Origin of the sequence: Mesorhizobium sp. XAP4, assembly GCF_029269325.1 — a bacterium.
Classification (GTDB): domain Bacteria; phylum Pseudomonadota; class Alphaproteobacteria; order Rhizobiales; family Rhizobiaceae; genus Mesorhizobium; species Mesorhizobium ciceri.
Window position 1 is genome coordinate 1228068 of sequence record NZ_JARIXW010000001.1, and the last position, 16755, is coordinate 1244822.

The following is a 16755-nucleotide window of genomic DNA, read 5'->3' on the forward strand; positions in this document are numbered from 1 at the left end:
TGCGTTGCGGAGCAGGAAGCGTGCCAGCGTCGTTAACACTTGTTCACGGGTCGGGGTCGTTAAGGTTAACAAGTGGTTTACGTTGCGTCTGAGCCAGCCCCGTGGCACACAAAAACCACTCCAGAAGCGGTCGTTTCGCGACGATCGGCAGCACTTCAGTCAGAGTTTTAGGGGAGCAGGGGGCTCGACCGGCCGTTCAAGGGAAACCTTGAACGGCTTCTTTTTTGATTCGCGCCAGATGATTCGCGGTTTGCTGTTCGGTCCGCGTTAATCTAGATGCTCGAACCTGGAATCCCGCAGGGAGTGCAATTTCAAATGAGTGAACCGGCAATTCCCTCGGAAGCCGACCCGCTCGAGGGCGCGCCCGAGCCGCGGCGCGAGCCGGTGTTCAACCTGCCGCCCGTCGTGCTGGCGGTGATCGGCATCTGCGTCGTCGTCTATCTGTTGCAGCAATATGTGTTGAGCGAATCCCAGCAGATGACATTGCTGTATGACGGGGCCTTCATCCCCGTTCTCTACACCGGGCAATACGGCTTCGACTGGTTCCTGTTTTCGCGGCCCTTCACCTACGCGTTCATGCATGGCGGCTTTGCCCATATCGCCATCAACATGGTGTGGCTCGCCGCGTTTGGTTCACCATTGGCAAACCGTCTGGGAACGCTGTGGTTCGCGCTGTTCTTTGCCGCAACCGGGCTGGCTTCGGTCGCGCTTTTCTGGGCACTGCATCCTTACGGTGAGGCGCCGCTGGTCGGGGCTTCCGGTGCGATATCAGGCATGATGGGGGCTGCGGCGCGTTTTGGCTTCCGCACCGATCGTTCGGCCGGCAAAGCCGCCTTCGCCGGCCCGGTGCTGCCGATCGCATTCGTGTTGCGCTTACGCGGTGTCGTGATTTTCCTTGCCATGTGGATGGTCATCAATCTCGCCACCGGCCTGCTCGGTTTTGCCCCGGGGGTAGACGGCCAGATCGCCTGGGAGGCCCATATTGGCGGCTTTGTCGCCGGCTTCCTCGGCCTGCGCTGGTTCGACAGGCGATGGCAGGCGCCCGAATGGGAGACGGCCGACCACCACACTTGAAATGCAACCGATCACGGCGCACGATGTTCACTCTTACGTGAAGGCCGGTCAGGGCAGGAACCGGCAGGCAAAGCAGAGGAGGACGCCATGACGGTTAAGGCAATTCTCGAGAGAAAAGGCCATGACGTGTTGACGCTCGGGCCGAACGAAAAGCTTAGCGAAGCCATCCGTATCCTGGCAGAGCACAAGATCGGGGCGCTGGTCATCACCAATGGCGATCGCAAGATCGTCGGCATCCTGTCAGAGCGCGACATCGTCCGGGTTGTCGCCCGCGAAGGTGGAGCCGCGCTCGATATCCCCGTGCGTTCGGCGATGACGCCGAAAGTGAAGATCTGCAACGAAAACCACACCGTCAACGAGGTGATGGAGATCATGACCCGAGGCCGCTTCCGCCATCTGCCGGTGGAAAAGGACGGCATGCTCGATGGCATCGTGTCCATTGGCGACGTGGTCAAGCGCCGCATCGAGGATGTCGAGCGCGAGGCCGACGAGATCAGAGCCTACATCGCCACCGCCTGAGCGGTGAGGCGAACCGCCGGCCGGAGAACCGACCGGCGGAGCCGTGGTTACCTGTTGTCGAGTTCGGAGCGGACGAGTGCGAGCCCGCGCCGGGTGATGCGGTAGGGTCCACCGTCAGACGAAGAAACAGCCTTCTTCCGCTTCAGTTTTCGAAACAGCTCGAGATCGACGCCCGGATAATGCCAGCCGTCGCGGGTCAGGCATTTGACGGAGGCGATCCGTTTCTTCTCGTTCTTTTCGATTTCAATGCGTCCGCCCTGCGCGAGCAGGTGCAGGATGCGCTGTTTCCACAGCGCCGCGCGTCCTCTTGGACGCGCAAAGGACGCTGTGGCACTTATGATTTGGCGCATGATCCTTTCCGAAAATCGATACCGATTTTCGGGGTCATGCGCTGCGCGAAATATCCATGTGAGAGTTTTCCGGGAAAACAAAAAATGCCGCCGCCGCGAAGCTTCGCGGCACGGGGTTTCAGGTTTTCTGCCCTGCCTCGCCAGGAGGTCAGGGCCTTACCGGGACAGAGCGTAAGTGGACATCCACTCTCCATTGGAATGGACCTCCTATAGGCGAACGCGGCTGAAAAGGCCAGTCCGCGGCTTTGCGCTTGTGTTTTTTGGGCGCTTGTCTCTTTTGGCGGTTTGCACTAGCGAAGTTGCACACCAAAGTGTGCGAAACGCATTATCCGCAGTTCCAATACGCAGGCCACCATGTCCCTCATCGACACCCGCACGCCCGACGCCAAGCGCCTTGTTTCCGGTGCCACCGGCGACTGGGAGATCATCATCGGCCTCGAGGTCCATGCCCAGATTACATCGGAAGCAAAGCTGTTTTCCGGCGCCTCGACCGCTTTCGGCGCGGCGCCCAACGCCAATGTCAGCCTGGTCGATGCGGCGATGCCCGGCATGCTGCCGGTCATCAACGAGGAATGCGTCAAGCAGGCGATCCGCACCGGCCTTGGGCTGAAAGCGCAGATCAACCACAAGTCGGTCTTCGATCGGAAGAACTACTTCTATCCAGACCTGCCGCAGGGCTACCAGATCTCGCAGTTCAAGCAGCCGATCGTCGGCGAGGGCACGGTGATCGTTTCCGTTGGCCCCGATCGTCAGGGCGAATTCGAGGACATCGAGGTCGGCATCGAGCGGCTGCATCTGGAGCAGGATGCCGGCAAGTCGATGCACGACCAGCATGTGACCATGTCCTATGTCGACCTCAACCGCTCCGGCGTGGCGCTGATGGAGATCGTCTCCAAGCCCGACATGCGCTCGGCCGACGAAGCCAAGGCTTATGTCACCAAGCTGCGCACCATCGTGCGCTATCTCGGCACCTGCGACGGCAACATGGACGAAGGTTCGATGCGCGCCGACGTCAACGTTTCGGTGCGCAAGCCGGGCGGCGAGTTCGGCACGCGCTGCGAGATCAAGAACGTCAACTCGATCCGCTTCATCGGCCAGGCCATCGACTTCGAGGCGCGCCGGCAGATCGCCATTCTCGAGGATGGCGGCAAGATCGACCAGGAGACGCGGCTGTTCGACGCCGTCAAGGGCGAGACGCGTTCGATGCGCTCCAAGGAAGAGGCGCATGATTACCGCTACTTCCCCGATCCGGACCTCTTGCCGCTGGAATTCGACCAGGCCTATGTCGATGCGCTGGCCAAGGAATTGCCGGAACTGCCAGACGACAAGAAGGCGCGGCTGATCGCGTCGCTCGGCCTGTCGGTATATGACGCCTCGATCCTGGTTTCGGAAAAGCCGATCGCCGACTATTTCGAGAAGGTGGCCGCCGGCCGCGACGGCAAGCTCGCCGCCAACTGGGTCATCAACGATCTGCTCGGGCAATTGAACAAGGCCGGAAAAGACATTGAAAACGCTCCGGTTTCCCCTGATCAGCTTGGCGCGGTCATCGATCTGATCAAGGACGGCACCATTTCCGGCAAGATCGCCAAGGACCTGTTCGAGATCGTCTGGAATGAGGGCGGCGATCCGCGCCAGCTGGTCGAGAGCCGTGGCATGAAGCAGGTCACCGACACCGGCGCCATCGAGAAGGCCGTAGACGAGGTGATCGCAGCCAACCCCGACAAGGTCGAACAGGCGCGCGCCAAGCCGAGCATGGCCGGTTGGTTCGTTGGCCAGGTGATGAAGGTGACCGGCGGCAAGGCCAATCCACAAGCGGTCAACGACCTCGTCAAGACCAAGCTGGGCATCGAGTAGCGCGGTGTTTGTCCGCACCGCAGGTGAACGTGATCTGACGGCCATCCGGGCGCTGCTGGTCGAAACCTGGCACACGACCTATGACGCGGTCTATGGCCCTGATCGGATCGACCGGATCATCGAGGATTGGTGTTCGCCGGCGAAATTGAGAGCTAGCCTTGAGCGGCCGAATGCCGAATTCCTGGTCGCCGACGACGGCAAGCGCATCGGCGGCGTCGCCTATGCCGAAAGCGTCGAAGGCGGCACCGTGGTCGACCTGCAACAGCTCCATGTCGCACCAGACCTGCAAGGCCGGGGCATCGGCGGGATGTTGCTCGATGAGGTGATCGAGAATTTTCCGGAAGCCCGCTCTCTACGCAGCGAGGTCGTGGAGCAGAACAGGCGTGCGGTCGCCTTCTATCTGGCCAATGGTTTTGCCGAGATTGGCCGGGCCGACAATTATGGGCCGGCGCAGTCCGGTATTGCTGCGTTGATTCTTGAGCGGATGCTGACCGCCTGAGCGCTCGATGATCGCGCGATTGCATCACGTTGTTGCGAGTGGACCCTCGAGCACACGGCTTTCATTTGACGGCGCAAATATCGAGCGCAAAGCTGTGGCCGCTGACCCCAGCCATGATCGGTGTTTGACCGGTGGCATGCGAGGCAGCTTGGGGAATCGTCATGCCAAGCTTGCCGGAACTGATGCCGACACAGGTGTCGGACGAGACCTTTGGCGGCGTCACCTATCATATAGCGGGCGAGCTGGTGCCGGTGCTTTCGGTCGATGTCACGCGCATGCCGGTCTATTTCGAGCACCACATCCTTTTGTGGAAGAATTCCACCATCACCATCGGCCTGAAATCGCTGAAGGGCGCGCTGAAGCGGATGATGGCCGGCATGCAGATCTTCGTCACCGAGGCGTCGGGGGCGGGCATCATTGCCTTCAGCCGCGATGGGCCGGGCCACATCGTGCCGATCCATCTCAGGCACGGCGAAGAGATCCAGGTGCGCGAGCACCAGTTTCTCGCCGCCACCGGCAATGTCGACTACACCTTCGAACGGGTGCGCGGCCTGGCGACGATGCTGTTCGGCCAGAGCGGCTTTTTCATCGACCGCTTTCGCGGTGATTCCGGCGATGGCATCGTCTGGCTGCACGGCTATGGCAACGTCTTCGAAAAGACGCTCGCCGCCGGCGAAACCATCGACATCGAACCAGGCGGCTGGCTGTTCAAGGATGCCTCGGTCAGGATGGAAACCAAGATCGATCGCCTGTCGAGCGGCTTCTTCGGCGCCAACATGAATTTCATCGTGAACCGATTCACCGGACCGGGCCGTGTCGGCATCCAGTCGATGTATCTGCATATGCCGACCGAGGAATAGTTCGGCGAAGGCCACTGGCGGGCAGCAATGGCGGCCACGATCCGGCCATGCGTCATCGCGGCGTTTGCCGTGCCGGCTCACCACGGATATGCAAGGGCCATGACCAAATTGTTCCGCACTGCGGCGCTGGCGCTGCTCGCCATCATCATTTTCGCGACCTTGTCGCCGATCCAGATGCGGCCGCACCTCGCTGAAGCAAATGTCGAGCGTGCCTTGGCTTATGTCCTGCTGGGCTTCGCCCTGGCGGTCGGCTTCCCCAACCGACTGTATCAAGTGGTGATTTTCGTGGCTGTGATCGCCGGCATGCTGGAACTGCTTCAGCTCATTGATCCCGGTCGCCATGCACGCCTCATCGATGCATTGGTGAAAGCCTTTGCCGGGGTGGTTGGGATCGTCGCGGGACACCTGATCGTCAGGGCCGGCCGGCAAAAGAGCGAGAGCTAGGCGCGGCAGCAATCCGCCGCGGAGGATCGAGCCTTCGCTAGGCAGCGGGAACCCCCACATTGTCGATTAGCCTGGTCTTGCCGAGCCATGCTGCTGCGAGAAGACGCCCTTCGCGGTTTCGACGCCATGGCGCAAGCGTCAGGCTTTCGCGTGCCTCGACATAGTCGACCTTCTGGAAGCCGACGGCGATGAGGGCGCGGCTGGCCTCTTCGGTTGCGTCGCTCTGGTCGGCGCCGCCCGCCAGAGCCACTGCCGTTTTGCGCAATATCACGTTGAGTTGGCGGGCGACCTTCAGTTCGGCCTCATCGAGATAGGCGTTGCGTGACGACATGGCGAGACCATGCGCGTCGCGTATCGTCGGGGCGCCGACGATCTCGACGGGCAGGTCGAGATCGCCGCAGAGCTGTCTCACCACGCAAAGCTGCTGGTAGTCCTTCTCGCCGAAGACCGCAAAGTCGGGCGTTGCCTGCAGGAGGAGCTTTGCCACCACGGTGGCGACGCCGTCGAAAAAGGTCGGCCGAAAGTCCGATTCGAGCCCGGCGGAGGGGCCGCCGACCGAGATTTTCGTGGCGAAGCCGGCGGGATACATCTCGCCAACCGTCGGTGTGAAAGCAAGGTCGGCCTTTGCCGCGCCGAGCCGGTCGAGATCGCGGGCGAGTTGGCGCGGGTACTTGTCGAGGTCTTCGCTCGGCGCGAACTGTGTCGGGTTGACGAAGATCGACACGACGCAGCGCTCGGCTTTTTCGAGCGCGATCCTGACCAGCGAGATGTGCCCGTCGTGCAAAGCGCCCATGGTCGGCACCATGGCGACACGAAGGCCGTCACGGCGCCAGTCATGGATTTGCGTGCGAAGTGCGGCAACGCTGTCGACGACGACGGGTTGGCTCATGCGTCATCCCTGCTGTTTGTCGCCGAAAAGACATGGCCGGGGCCCGGGAAGGTCCGGTTTCGCACTTCTGCTGCATAGCTCTTTGCGGCATGCGAGATCGCGCTGCGCAGGTCGGCGTATTCCTTGACGAATTTCGGCACGCGATCGACGGTCAGCCCGACCATGTCGTCGATGACCAGGATCTGGCCGTCGCAGTCGCCGCTGGCGCCGATGCCGATGGTTGGAATGGCGAGGCGGCGGCTGATATCGGCGGCGACCCTCTCGACCGTGCCTTCGATGACCACCGAGAAAGCCCCGGCGTTCTCGACGGCGAGCGCATCGCGAAGCAATGCCGCAACAGCCCCCTCGGTGCGGCCTTTGATCTTGTAGCCGCCGTCCTTCTCGACCGATTGCGGCTGGAGGCCGATATGCCCCATGACCGGAATGCCGGCGGCGACGATGGCCGCGATCTGGCTAACCATGTCGACGCCGCCTTCGAGCTTCACCGCCTGGCAGCCGGTTTCGTCGACGACCCGCCGCGCCGAGGCGACGGCAAGTGCTGCCGTGACCTCATAGCTGCCAGCCGGCAGGTCGATGACGACGCAGGCACTGGCCGAGCCGCGCATCACGGCTTGCCCATGCGCGATCATCATCTCCAGCGAGGCACCCAGTGTCGTCTTGTGGCCATGGAGGACCATGGCGACACTGTCACCGACCAGAAGCAGATCGACATGGTGATCAAGCAGACGGGCGATGGGATAGGTATAGGCGGTCAGGCAAACGATCGGCGTGCCGCCCTTGCGGTGGCGAATCGCCTCGGCGCTGATGCGCATGTCGGTGGTCGGCAATTCCGTGGCCAATCGTCACCTCCTTTGGCCTCAAGCCGGGCTGGATACAAGCATGGGCGCGCAGAGCTTTAGAAACACCGCAAAGGCTTGGCAAGCGTGCATGCAGCCACCGGCAGGATCACAGGCTTGTGTCGGGTTTCGGGAAAGCCATTTGCGCACACGCCGTGGCAAAACCCTTGCCTTCGGCAAGGCCTGACGCCATAAGCAGGAAACGGGCGCTGCCGGCGCGAGGGTTTTGAAATGAAGACTTTCCTTACGCAGTTTTTCACCTGGTGGAACAGCCAGACGATAGGAACCCGCCTGCACACGTGGCGGTATGGCAAGAAGGTCGGCCAGGACGAGACCGGCAATTTTTACTACGAAGGCGGCATCGATTCGGAAGGCCGCACGCGCCGCTGGGTCATCTACCGCAATTATTCGGAAGCTTCGGCGATACCGCCCGGCTGGCACGGCTGGATGCACCACCGTGTCGACGTCGCGCCGTCCAGCGAGGACTACAAGCCACGCGACTGGCAGAAGCCGCATCAGCCCAATCTGACCGGCAGCCCGGCGGCCTATCGCCCGAAGGGCTCGGTGCTCACCAATCAGCATCGCCCGCAGGTCACCGGCGACTACGATGCCTGGACACCCGGGTCGTAGCGACAGGGTGCGAGCCGGTCCTTTATCGCCACAATTGGTGTTTAGCTGCTTGCTGATCAGAAAACGGCGACTAGCCTTGGCGATCGACAGAATCACCCGGGCGCGAACCACCGGTATCTTTGCATGAGCTTTTCTTACTCAATATCGGCCAGTCTGGCGCTAGCCGCCGGTCTTGCCGTCAGCACCGTGGCCTTCGCCGCTTCGCCTGAGCCCGCGGCACCCGCGCCGGTGCCGCCCGCGGGAGCGGACCGGGTTACCAATGCCGTTGCCGAGTTTGCCGGTATCGACAAGATCACCGGCCGGATCATCACCTTCGATGTCTATATCGACGAGACGGTGCAGTTCGGCGCTTTGCAGGTGACGCCGCGCGTCTGCTATTCGCGGCCGCAGGCGGAGGCGCCGAAGACCGATTCCTTCGTCGAGGTCGACGAGATCACGCTCGACCGCAAGATCCGCCGCATCTTCACCGGCTGGATGTTTGCCGAAAGCCCCGGCCTCAACGCCGTCGAGCATGCCGTCTACGACGTCTGGCTGAAGGCCTGCAAGCAGAAGTCGGATGTGCCGGCGCCCGACGGAGCCAAGGCTGACGCAACCAAAGCGGAGGCTCCCAAGCCCGCCGCAGCCAAACCGGAAGCCGCGACCACTCCGGACGTCACAACGCCTGATGTGACGGAGCCGGACGCTTCGGAACCCGATACTACCGACACCAACTGATCCCCCGGAACCGTCCTGGCCACAATGCGTTGGGCCACGGACGAGCGCACATTCATGCGCAAGGAGGATCTTCCGATGTCAGACAGCAAACGGATCACGGCTAGCAAGGCCGAATTGCTGGAACTCGAAAAGGGGTTCTGGACGGGCGACTCCGCCTACTACGCGGCCAACGCCGACACCGAATGCCTGGTGGCATTTCCGCAGATGGCACAGGCGATGGACAATGCGGATCTGGCCAAGACCGCGGCCAAGCCCAACCGCTGGCGCAACCTGCAGATGGATCTCAAGGGCATTATCGAGCCGGGCAGCGACATCATCATGCTGACTTACGAGGCGCGTGCGACACGGGAGAATGGCGAGGCTTATGCCGCGCTGGTCAGCACCGGCTACGTCCATCGCGCCAACGGCTGGAAGATGATGTTCCATTCGCAGACTCCATTGGAAGCCGCTACCGGGAAGTAGGCTCAATCCTCAGGGATAGAATATTGCCTCGCCCTTCAACGCATCGGCGAGCATCTTCTCATACTTGCCGCGCGGCACGTCGACCGCACCGAACCGCTTGAGGTGCTCGGTGGTGAACTGCGTATCAAGCAGAGCAAAGCCCCGCGCCTTCAAGCGCTCGACGAGGTAGAAGAGGCAGGTCTTGGAAGCGTCCGTCTCCCTGGCGAACATGCTCTCGCCAAAAAACACCCGGCCGAGCGACACGCCATAGAGGCCGCCGACCAGCCGGTCCTCACGCCACGCTTCGACCGAATGACAATGGCCTATCCGATGCAACTCGATATAGGCTTCGCGGATCGGCGCATTGATCCAGGTCGAGCGCCGCTCCGCGCGCTTTTCGGCGCAGCCGTCGATGGTCGCCTCGAAATCGAAATCGAAACGGATGTCGAAGGGATGTTTCTTGATCGTTTTCCAGAGACTTTTCGGCGTGTGAAAGCCGTCAAGCGGGATGATGCCGCGTGTCTCCGGCCGCACCCAGAACACCTCCGGGTCGCCGGCACTTTCTGCCATTGGGAAAACGCCCGAGGCGTAGGCCTTGAGCAGCAGGTCGGTGGGGATGCGATAGCCGGGCGCGTAGGGGCGGGTCATCGCGTCTCCGCGCTACTCTTCCTTGGCCAGGTATTTTTCCAGCCAGTGGATGTCATAATCGCCATTGGCGATGTCGGCATTGCCGACGAGATCGCGAAACAGCGGCAGCGTCGTCTTGATACCGTCGACGACGAACTCGTCCAGGGCGCGGCGCAGGCGCATCATGCACTCGACGCGGTTACGCCCATGTACAATCAGCTTGCCGATCAGGCTGTCGTAATAGGGCGGGATCTTGTAGCCGGAATAGACGCCGGAATCGACGCGGATGCCCAGACCACCCGGTGTGTGGAAATGGGTGATCGTACCGGGCGAGGGGGTGAAGGTGCGTGGGTCCTCGGCGTTGATGCGGCATTCGATGGCGTGGCCGTTGAACTTGATGTCCTCCTGCTTCACCGAGAGGCCGCCGCCGGAAGCGACGCGGATCTGCTCATGCACGAGATCGATGCCGGTGATCGCTTCCGTCACCGGATGCTCGACCTGCAGGCGCGTGTTCATCTCGATGAAATAGAACTCGCCATTTTCGTAGAGGAACTCGATCGTGCCGGCGCCGGAATAGCCGAGGTCGGCGATCGCCTTGGCGCAGATGCCGCCGATACGGGCGCGCTCTTCGGCATTGAGGGCCGGCGAGGGCGCCTCTTCCCAGACTTTCTGGTGGCGGCGCTGCAAGGAACAGTCGCGCTCGCCGAAATGCACGCCGCGGCCAAAGCCGTCGCCGAACACCTGCACCTCGATATGGCGCGGCTTTTCCAGGTATTTCTCGATGTAGACCGCATCGTCGCCGAAGGCCGCACCGGCTTCCGTGCTCGCCGTTTGCAAGGCGACCTCAAGGTCGGCCTCTGTAAGCGCCACCTTCATACCGCGCCCGCCACCACCGGCCGATGCCTTGATGATCACGGGATAGCCGATCTCGGCGGCAATGCGCCTGGCTTCCTTTTGGTCGGTGACGGCGCCGTCCGAACCGGGCACAACCGGAATGCCGAGGCGCTTGGCGGTTCGCTTGGCCTCGATCTTGTCGCCCATGATGCGGATATGGTCGCCGGACGGACCGATGAAGGTGATGTTGTGCGCGGCCAGTATGTCGGCGAACTTGGCGTTCTCCGACAGGAAGCCGTAGCCCGGATGCACGGCGTCGGCGCCGGTGATTTCGCAGGCCGCAACGATCTGATGGATGTTGAGATAGCTGTCGCGCGATGGCGGCGGACCGATGCAGACGCTCTCGTCCGCGAGCCGCACATGCATGGCGTCGGCATCGGCGGTCGAATGCACCACCACCGTCTGGATGCCGAGTTCCTTGCAGGCGCGCAGCACCCGGAGGGCGATTTCGCCGCGATTGGCGATGAGGATCTTCTGAAACATCAGGCCCGCTCTACTCGATCACGACGAGCGGCATGCCATATTCGACCGGCTGCGAATCCTCGAAAAGGATCGCGGTCACCGTGCCGGCGCGTGGCGAGGGGATCTGGTTCATCGTCTTCATTGCTTCGATGATCAGCAGCGTCTGGCCTTCCTTGACCTTCTGGCCGACTTCGATGAATGCCTTGGCGTCCGGCGACGGCGCCAAATAGGCCGTGCCGACCATCGGTGAGGTGACCGCATTCTTGGAAAGGTCCGCCACCACAGGCACGGCAACGGCGGCAGCCTGCGCTGCTGCCGGCGCATAGGCCGGTTGCGGCGCCGCGATTGCATGAACGGCCGGCGCCTGCCGCGAGACGCGCACCTTCAGGTCGCCCAGTTCAACCTCGATCTCGGTGAGGTTGGTGTCGTTCAGTATGCCCGCCAGATCGCGGATCAGTTGCTGGTCAACACCGGTCTTCTTTATCGACATTTTCGAGCCTTCTGTTTGTTGGCCGGTCATAGGCGTGCGGCCAGCGCCTGTAGCGCCAGCGTATAGCCGAGCGGCCCAAAGCCACAGATCATGCCGACGGCGACCGGCGCGACCATGGAGACGTGGCGGAATGGTTCCCGCGCATGGATGTTGGAAAGATGAACTTCGGCCACCGGCAATGGTGCGACGGCGCGGATGGCGTCGTGGATGGCAATCGAGGTGTGGCTGTAGGCGCCCGGATTGATGACGATGCCGACAGCCTTGTCGCCGGCTTCCTGAATCCAGTCGACAAGGTCGCCCTCATGGTTCGACTGGCGGAAATCGATCTCGAACCCCAGCGCCGTGCCTGCCTGCTTGCAGTCGTCGGCGATCGCGGCAAGCGTCTTGCCGCCATAGATGCCCGGCTCGCGCTTGCCGAGCGCGTTGAGATTGGGACCGTTCAGGACGAAAACCGTTTTCAAAAAAGCCGACCTTTCCCGGCGCCGTCATCAAGCCGGCGCGCTGGGCCCTCTATAATGGGCATAGCCGCCCGCGGAAAGAGCGCAAGTGCGTTCTTTCACTGTCCACAACAGGCGGAAATGTGCCAGTGAGAGATAGCTGGCGAGCAAGATCAGAGCGCGGCTTTCGCCGCCTCGATCTTTTCAGCCAGCACTTCCTGCCCGAGCGCCCCGAACACCACCTCGTTGCCGACGACATAGGACGGCGTTCCGGTGATCGCCAGCTTGTTGGCAAGATCGTAGGTCCTGGCGAGGGCCTCGTTGATTGTCGGGTCCTTCATCTTCTCGCGCAGCGCCGCTTCGTCGGCGCCGAGCGACAGCGCGACCTTCATGGCCGCCGCCTCGGTGGCGCGTCCCTGACCGCCGAGCAACGCATTGTGGAACTCGCCGTACTTTTCCGGGTGCATCAGGTGGAAGGCCATCGAGACCACGCTCGCCTTCTGCGAATCCGGTCCGAGGATGGGGAATTCCTTGAGCACGAAACGCAGGTCCGGATCGGTCTTGGTCAGCGCCTTCATGTCGTCGATGGCACGTTTGCAGAAGCCGCAATTATAGTCGTAGAACTCGACGATGGTGACCTTGCCGGTCGGATTGCCGACGACGCCGTCGAAGGCGGAGTTGAAAATCTGGTCCTTGGCATCCTTGATCACGCCGAGATGAGCGATGCGCTGCTCTTCCTTCTGCTTGGCCTCAAGCGCGTCCTGGACCTCCAGAAGAACTTCCGGGTTTTTCAACAAATAGTCGCGGATGATGCCTTCGACCTCGGTGCGGTCGATCTTGGTATCGGCCGCCGCCGTCTCGACCGGCTGTGCGGTCCCGGCCTTGGCGATCTGCGGGTTTCCGGCAACGAATCCGAAAGCCAGCATGGCCAGAGCGACCGCAACCCCCGTGGTGCCCAGCAGCAGTGCCTTTTTCATCGTTCCTGTTCCTTCTGCCTGTTTTCCGGTCTGGCTATGTCGTGGCGCGGGGCCGGAAGGTTCACTTGATCTTGGTTGACGGCTTGTAGTTTATGATATCCTGGGCGCGAAGCCAGCGCGGCTCGCCGCGTTTCATCTGCTGCTGCGCCCGCATGGCGAAAATCTTCGCATCCTTGTAGTTGCCGGAATAGAAATGGCTTTCGGCGGTGGCAAGTTCAGCGCCAGGTATGTCGCCCAACTCGCCATAGGCCTGCGCCAGATAGCGATATCCGGCTGAATTTTCCTTGTCGCGACCGAGGCCATTGTTGATCTGCACGACGGCTTTTTTGAGGGAGTCGGGCGTGCCGACGGCCATCAGCGCCTGGCCCACGGACACCGGCAGCAGACCGGACCGAGCCGAATCGAGGCTGACCGCCTTGGCATAGGCGTCCGCGGCTTCCTTGGGTTTGTTGGCTTTCATCAGGATGTCGCCGCGCAGTTCCTGGAAGTAGGCATTCTTCGGTTGCGCCTTGATCAGTGCATTGGTCTTGGCGAGGGCGGCGGCGATGTTGCCGAACAGGTAGGTCGACTGGGCGTCGCCGTACTGGGCGGCGAGGGTTCCTTGCATCTTTCGCATCAGCCGGGACGCGGCCGCCTGGCCTTCCATGTAAACGGCGATCTTCACCCGCATCATGTCATGGCGCTGCTGCAGCGCGGGCGGGTCCGGCCTGTCGACATTGGGGTCCTGTTTCACCAGCACTTCGAGATTGGCGATGCGGTCCTGCGGCATCGGATGGCTGATCCGATACGGATCGACCTGGGCGCCCGAAAGCGAAAGTGCGGTCTGGAAGCGGCGGAATGTCTTCAGCATGCCCATGCCGGACTGGCCGGTGGCGTTGAGATAGGTGATCGCCGAGCGGTCGGCCGTCATCTCCTCGGTGCGCTGATAGGCGAGGATGCTGCGCTGTGCCATTTCGCCGCCGCCGGCAGCCACGCCCATGCCGGCGCCGGCGAGACCGCGGCTGCTGGTTGTGGCACCGGCGACAATGGCGCCGGCGCCAAGCAATGTCGCGATGACGGCCATCGTCTTGGCTCGTTCGAGCTGGTCGCGCAGCTTCTGCTGGTGGCCGCCGGCAATATGACCGGCTTCGTGCGCGATGACGCCGATGATCTCGTTGGGCGTTTCAGCCGTCATCAGCGCGCCGGTGTTGATAAACAGCCGACGCCCGGTGACGAAGGCGTTGAAACTCTGGTCGTTGACCAGGACGATGTCGATGCCGTCATTCGCCAGGCCGGCCGCCCTGAAGATCGGCCGCGCGTAATCGCGCACCAGCGCCTCGATCTCGGCGTCGCGCACCACCGGCACGTTCTGGGCGAAGGCGCTGACCGAGCTCGACATTGCAACGGCAACGCCAAGCGAAAGCGTCGCGAAGACGCGCGCTGCCTGGGCAATCGTCGATCTGGGTCGGCTCAACATGATGTGTCCACTGGTAGACGAGCGGGCGAAAGATGAAAAGTCGGCGCCGGAAACTTCCTCAACTTGTGATCCTCACATCAATCGGGCATTTGTGCGGCACATGCGCCAGTGCCTGGCGCCGTCAGTCATCGGGAATACTGGTTAAATGGTCGTTTCGCTCTCACGCCGTGGCAATGTCGAGCCCTTCCATGCGATGGACATTCTGGCAGAGGCAAACCGGCTGAAGTCCCAGGGCGTGCCGGTTGTTTCGATGGCCGTCGGCCAACCCTCCGATCCCGCACCGGTTCTGGTTCGCGCCGCAGCAGCCAAGGCGCTGCAGGATGGGCGCATCGGCTACACCGACGCGCTCGGACTGGCAGGTTTGCGCAAGGCGATAGCCGGACACTACGCCGATCACTACGGGCTTGAGATCGAGCCCGGCCGGATCGCGGTGACCACGGGATCGTCGGCCGCCTTCAACCTTGCCTTCCTGGCGATGTTCGATCGGGGTGACCGCGTCGCCATCGCGGCACCCGGTTACCCTGCCTACCGCAACATCATGGCCGCACTCGGCATCGAGGTGGTCGAGATCGAGCTCGGCGACGCCGCCTACCTGCATGCCGGCCATTTGGAAGCCGCGCATCGTGAAAAGCCGCTGAAAGGCGTTCTCTTCGCCAGTCCCGCCAATCCAACCGGCGCGGTCATACCAGCCGATGAACTGGCGGCCCTGGTAAGGACGGCACAGGACCTCGGCATCGCCGTCATCTCCGACGAAATCTATCACCGGCTGGCCTATGCCGCCCCCGACACCACGGCACTTGCCTATGGCGGCGATGTGACGGTGATCAATTCCTTCTCCAAATATTACTGCATGACCGGCTGGCGAATCGGCTGGATGGTGCTGCCGCAGGAACTGGTGCGGCCGGTCGAGCGCGTCGCCCAGAGCCTCTACATCTCGCCGCCGGAGCTATCGCAGATTGCCGCGATCGAAGCGTTCAGGGCGACCGAGGAACTGGAGGCGGTAAAAGGCCGCTACGCCTGGAATCGCGAGCTCTTGATGAAACGCCTGCCGGAACTCGGCTTTCCGCTGGCGGCGCCCATGGACGGCGCCTTTTATGCGTTCTGTGACGTCACCAGGCATACCAATGACAGCATGGCCTTTGCGCGAAAGATGCTGGCCGAGGCGCATGTTGCAGCAACGCCCGGCCGCGACTTCGACACTCAGGCTGGGCACCGGACCATGCGTTTCTCCTATGCCGGCAGCCACGACGACATGGTCGAGGCAATGGTGCGCATCGAACGCTGGTTGAGGTAGCACCATGCCGGAACTTGAACAGGCCCCCAAACTTGATCGGGCATTGGCCGAAGTCGCCGCCGAAATGGCCGAGCGCACCGATCGCGGCGACGTCGCTTCCTACATTCCGCAGCTGGGCAAGGTCGATCCGAAGAAGTTCGGCATCGCGGCGGTCACCAATGACGGCCGCGTGCTGATGGCCGGCGATGCCGACCAGGCATTTTCCATCCAGAGCATCTCGAAAGTGTTCACGCTGACACTGGCGCTCGGCAATGTCGGTGACGCGCTTTGGCAGCGGGTAGGCCGCGAACCGTCAGGCAATCCATTCAACTCGATCGTGCAGCTCGAGCATGAGAACGGCATTCCGCGCAACCCGTTCATCAATGCCGGCGCCATTGTCATTTCCGACATCCTGCTTGCCGGCCACCAGCCGCGCGAGGCGATCGGCGAAATCCTGCGCTTCATCCAGTTCCTCGCCGACGACGAAACGATCATCATCGATCGTGAGGTCGCGGCGTCCGAACGGGCCACCGGCTATCGCAACTTCGCGCTTGCCAACTACATGAAATCCTTCGGCAATCTCCACCACGCGCCGGAGCTGGCGCTGGGCGTCTACTTCCACCATTGCGCCATCGCAATGAGTTGCCGGCAACTGGCGCTCGCCGGCCGCTTCCTCGCCAATGGCGGCAAGAACCCGGCGACCGGGCATTCCGTGGTGTCGGCCGAACGGGCACGCCGCATCGGCGCGATGATGCTGACCTGCGGTCACTATGATGGCTCCGGCGATTTCGCCTTCCGCGTCGGCATCCCCGGCAAGAGCGGCGTCGGCGGCGGCATATTGGGCATCGTGCCGGGCGTGGCGTCGCTTGCCGTCTGGTCGCCCGGCCTCAATGCCAACGGCAACTCCAAGCTGGGGTCGATCGCGCTGGAAAAGCTGGCCAGGATGATGAACTGGTCGATCTTCGCGCCGTGATGCATGTCGCCCAAAAGTGCGCAGCGGTTTTGGGACAACGACATGCATAAAAATCA

At 62.3% G+C, this 16755-nt stretch carries 20 protein-coding genes; 11 read left to right on the forward strand and 9 right to left on the reverse strand.

The window, feature by feature from the left end; translation table 11 throughout:
* Positions 1-315: 315 nt before the first annotated feature.
* Together P3C39_RS06155 and P3C39_RS06160 are read left to right on the forward strand one after the other, a co-directional pair.
* A complete protein-coding gene (locus tag P3C39_RS06155; RefSeq protein ID WP_063172303.1) occupies positions 316-1074 on the forward strand; it encodes a rhomboid family intramembrane serine protease in 759 nt (252 codons plus the stop codon).
* Between the two features lie 87 nt (positions 1075-1161).
* Positions 1162-1593 carry a CBS domain-containing protein gene (locus P3C39_RS06160; RefSeq protein WP_013531344.1) on the forward strand — a complete coding sequence of 144 codons (432 nt, stop codon included), beginning with the start codon at positions 1162-1164 and terminating at the stop codon, positions 1591-1593.
* Positions 1594-1640: 47 nt separating this feature from the next.
* Here the strand turns inward: P3C39_RS06160 and P3C39_RS06165 are convergent, their stop codons facing one another.
* Entirely contained in the window at positions 1641-1943 is a 303-nt protein-coding gene (locus tag P3C39_RS06165) for a YjhX family toxin (RefSeq protein ID WP_013531345.1), read from the reverse strand.
* Between the two features lie 354 nt (positions 1944-2297).
* On the opposite strand from P3C39_RS06165, the gene gatB reads away from it, so the two are divergent.
* The 4 genes from gatB (at position 2298) to P3C39_RS06185 (ending at position 5600) form a co-directional block, all read left to right on the forward strand.
* A complete protein-coding gene (gene gatB, locus P3C39_RS06170) occupies positions 2298-3797 on the forward strand; it encodes an Asp-tRNA(Asn)/Glu-tRNA(Gln) amidotransferase subunit GatB (protein WP_275952939.1) in 1500 nt (499 codons plus the stop codon).
* 4 nt (positions 3798-3801) lie between these two features.
* Positions 3802-4296, forward strand: a complete 495-nt coding sequence (locus P3C39_RS06175) for a GNAT family N-acetyltransferase (protein ID WP_275952940.1) — start codon at positions 3802-3804, stop codon at positions 4294-4296.
* Between the two features lie 161 nt (positions 4297-4457).
* Positions 4458-5156: an AIM24 family protein gene (locus P3C39_RS06180; protein ID WP_275952941.1), complete on the forward strand. Its 699-nt coding sequence runs from the start codon at positions 4458-4460 to the stop codon at positions 5154-5156.
* 27 nt (positions 5157-5183) lie between these two features.
* Positions 5184-5600, forward strand: a complete 417-nt coding sequence (locus tag P3C39_RS06185) for a hypothetical protein (RefSeq protein ID WP_013531350.1) — start codon at positions 5184-5186, stop codon at positions 5598-5600.
* Between the two features lie 37 nt (positions 5601-5637).
* Here P3C39_RS06185 and panC read toward each other — a convergent pair whose 3' ends face one another.
* Together panC and panB are read right to left on the reverse strand one after the other, a co-directional pair.
* Entirely contained in the window at positions 5638-6489 is an 852-nt protein-coding gene (gene panC / locus P3C39_RS06190; protein WP_013531351.1) for a pantoate--beta-alanine ligase, read from the reverse strand.
* The gene (gene panB, locus P3C39_RS06195; protein WP_198327644.1) at positions 6486-7301 is read right to left on the reverse strand and encodes a 3-methyl-2-oxobutanoate hydroxymethyltransferase; all 816 of its coding nucleotides are present in this window, start codon (positions 7299-7301) and stop codon (positions 6486-6488) included. The genes panC and panB overlap by 4 nt, the downstream gene beginning before the upstream one ends.
* Positions 7302-7556: 255 nt before the next feature.
* On the opposite strand from panB, the gene P3C39_RS06200 reads away from it, so the two are divergent.
* From P3C39_RS06200 to P3C39_RS06210, 3 genes are all read left to right on the forward strand, one after another.
* Positions 7557-7955 (forward strand): NADH:ubiquinone oxidoreductase subunit NDUFA12, encoded by a 399-nt coding sequence (locus tag P3C39_RS06200; protein ID WP_013531353.1) that lies wholly within the window; start codon positions 7557-7559, stop codon positions 7953-7955.
* Positions 7956-8078: 123 nt separating this feature from the next.
* Positions 8079-8669 (forward strand): DUF2155 domain-containing protein, encoded by a 591-nt coding sequence (locus tag P3C39_RS06205; protein WP_063172299.1) that lies wholly within the window; start codon positions 8079-8081, stop codon positions 8667-8669.
* Between the two features lie 75 nt (positions 8670-8744).
* Positions 8745-9131: a hypothetical protein gene (locus P3C39_RS06210; RefSeq protein WP_024503882.1), complete on the forward strand. Its 387-nt coding sequence runs from the start codon at positions 8745-8747 to the stop codon at positions 9129-9131.
* Positions 9132-9140: 9 nt separating this feature from the next.
* Here P3C39_RS06210 and aat read toward each other — a convergent pair whose 3' ends face one another.
* From aat to P3C39_RS06240, 6 genes are all read right to left on the reverse strand, one after another.
* The gene (gene aat / locus P3C39_RS06215; RefSeq protein ID WP_024503883.1) at positions 9141-9758 is read right to left on the reverse strand and encodes a leucyl/phenylalanyl-tRNA--protein transferase; all 618 of its coding nucleotides are present in this window, start codon (positions 9756-9758) and stop codon (positions 9141-9143) included.
* A gap of 12 nt (positions 9759-9770) precedes the next feature.
* Positions 9771-11114, reverse strand: a complete 1344-nt coding sequence (gene accC, locus P3C39_RS06220) for an acetyl-CoA carboxylase biotin carboxylase subunit (protein ID WP_013531357.1) — start codon at positions 11112-11114, stop codon at positions 9771-9773.
* Between the two features lie 10 nt (positions 11115-11124).
* The gene (accB, locus tag P3C39_RS06225; protein ID WP_013531358.1) at positions 11125-11583 is read right to left on the reverse strand and encodes an acetyl-CoA carboxylase biotin carboxyl carrier protein; all 459 of its coding nucleotides are present in this window, start codon (positions 11581-11583) and stop codon (positions 11125-11127) included.
* 26 nt (positions 11584-11609) lie between these two features.
* Entirely contained in the window at positions 11610-12044 is a 435-nt protein-coding gene (aroQ, locus tag P3C39_RS06230) for a type II 3-dehydroquinate dehydratase (protein WP_013531359.1), read from the reverse strand.
* Between the two features lie 149 nt (positions 12045-12193).
* A complete protein-coding gene (locus tag P3C39_RS06235; protein WP_275952942.1) occupies positions 12194-12997 on the reverse strand; it encodes a DsbA family protein in 804 nt (267 codons plus the stop codon).
* Positions 12998-13058: 61 nt separating this feature from the next.
* Positions 13059-14453: a M48 family metalloprotease gene (locus P3C39_RS06240; RefSeq protein WP_013531361.1), complete on the reverse strand. Its 1395-nt coding sequence runs from the start codon at positions 14451-14453 to the stop codon at positions 13059-13061.
* Positions 14454-14598: 145 nt separating this feature from the next.
* On the opposite strand from P3C39_RS06240, the gene P3C39_RS06245 reads away from it, so the two are divergent.
* Both P3C39_RS06245 and P3C39_RS06250 read left to right on the forward strand, forming a co-directional pair.
* Positions 14599-15747, forward strand: a complete 1149-nt coding sequence (locus P3C39_RS06245; protein WP_027160394.1) for an aminotransferase class I/II-fold pyridoxal phosphate-dependent enzyme — start codon at positions 14599-14601, stop codon at positions 15745-15747.
* Positions 15748-15751: 4 nt separating this feature from the next.
* The gene (locus tag P3C39_RS06250; protein ID WP_013531363.1) at positions 15752-16699 is read left to right on the forward strand and encodes a glutaminase; all 948 of its coding nucleotides are present in this window, start codon (positions 15752-15754) and stop codon (positions 16697-16699) included.
* Positions 16700-16755: the final 56 nt, after the last annotated feature.

What these genes read in the sequence shown, in the direction of transcription:
- P3C39_RS06155 (WP_063172303.1), top strand. Translation starts at nt 316, where the DNA reads ATGAGTGAACCGGCAATTCCCTCGGAAGCCGACCCGCTCGAGGGCGCG.
- P3C39_RS06160 (WP_013531344.1), top strand. Translation starts at nt 1,162, where the DNA reads ATGACGGTTAAGGCAATTCTCGAGAGAAAAGGCCATGACGTGTTGACG.
- P3C39_RS06165 (WP_013531345.1), bottom strand. Translation starts at nt 1,943, where the DNA reads ATGCGCCAAATCATAAGTGCCACAGCGTCCTTTGCGCGTCCAAGAGGA.
- gatB (WP_275952939.1), top strand. Translation starts at nt 2,298, where the DNA reads ATGTCCCTCATCGACACCCGCACGCCCGACGCCAAGCGCCTTGTTTCC.
- P3C39_RS06180 (WP_275952941.1), top strand. Translation starts at nt 4,458, where the DNA reads ATGCCAAGCTTGCCGGAACTGATGCCGACACAGGTGTCGGACGAGACC.
- P3C39_RS06185 (WP_013531350.1), top strand. Translation starts at nt 5,184, where the DNA reads ATGGCGGCCACGATCCGGCCATGCGTCATCGCGGCGTTTGCCGTGCCG.
- panC (WP_013531351.1), bottom strand. Translation starts at nt 6,489, where the DNA reads ATGAGCCAACCCGTCGTCGTCGACAGCGTTGCCGCACTTCGCACGCAA.
- panB (WP_198327644.1), bottom strand. Translation starts at nt 7,301, where the DNA reads ATGCGCATCAGCGCCGAGGCGATTCGCCACCGCAAGGGCGGCACGCCG.
- P3C39_RS06200 (WP_013531353.1), top strand. Translation starts at nt 7,557, where the DNA reads ATGAAGACTTTCCTTACGCAGTTTTTCACCTGGTGGAACAGCCAGACG.
- P3C39_RS06205 (WP_063172299.1), top strand. Translation starts at nt 8,079, where the DNA reads ATGAGCTTTTCTTACTCAATATCGGCCAGTCTGGCGCTAGCCGCCGGT.
- P3C39_RS06210 (WP_024503882.1), top strand. Translation starts at nt 8,745, where the DNA reads ATGTCAGACAGCAAACGGATCACGGCTAGCAAGGCCGAATTGCTGGAA.
- aat (WP_024503883.1), bottom strand. Translation starts at nt 9,758, where the DNA reads ATGACCCGCCCCTACGCGCCCGGCTATCGCATCCCCACCGACCTGCTG.
- accC (WP_013531357.1), bottom strand. Translation starts at nt 11,114, where the DNA reads ATGTTTCAGAAGATCCTCATCGCCAATCGCGGCGAAATCGCCCTCCGG.
- accB (WP_013531358.1), bottom strand. Translation starts at nt 11,583, where the DNA reads ATGTCGATAAAGAAGACCGGTGTTGACCAGCAACTGATCCGCGATCTG.
- P3C39_RS06235 (WP_275952942.1), bottom strand. Translation starts at nt 12,997, where the DNA reads ATGAAAAAGGCACTGCTGCTGGGCACCACGGGGGTTGCGGTCGCTCTG.
- P3C39_RS06240 (WP_013531361.1), bottom strand. Translation starts at nt 14,453, where the DNA reads ATGTTGAGCCGACCCAGATCGACGATTGCCCAGGCAGCGCGCGTCTTC.
- P3C39_RS06245 (WP_027160394.1), top strand. Translation starts at nt 14,599, where the DNA reads ATGGTCGTTTCGCTCTCACGCCGTGGCAATGTCGAGCCCTTCCATGCG.
- P3C39_RS06250 (WP_013531363.1), top strand. Translation starts at nt 15,752, where the DNA reads ATGCCGGAACTTGAACAGGCCCCCAAACTTGATCGGGCATTGGCCGAA.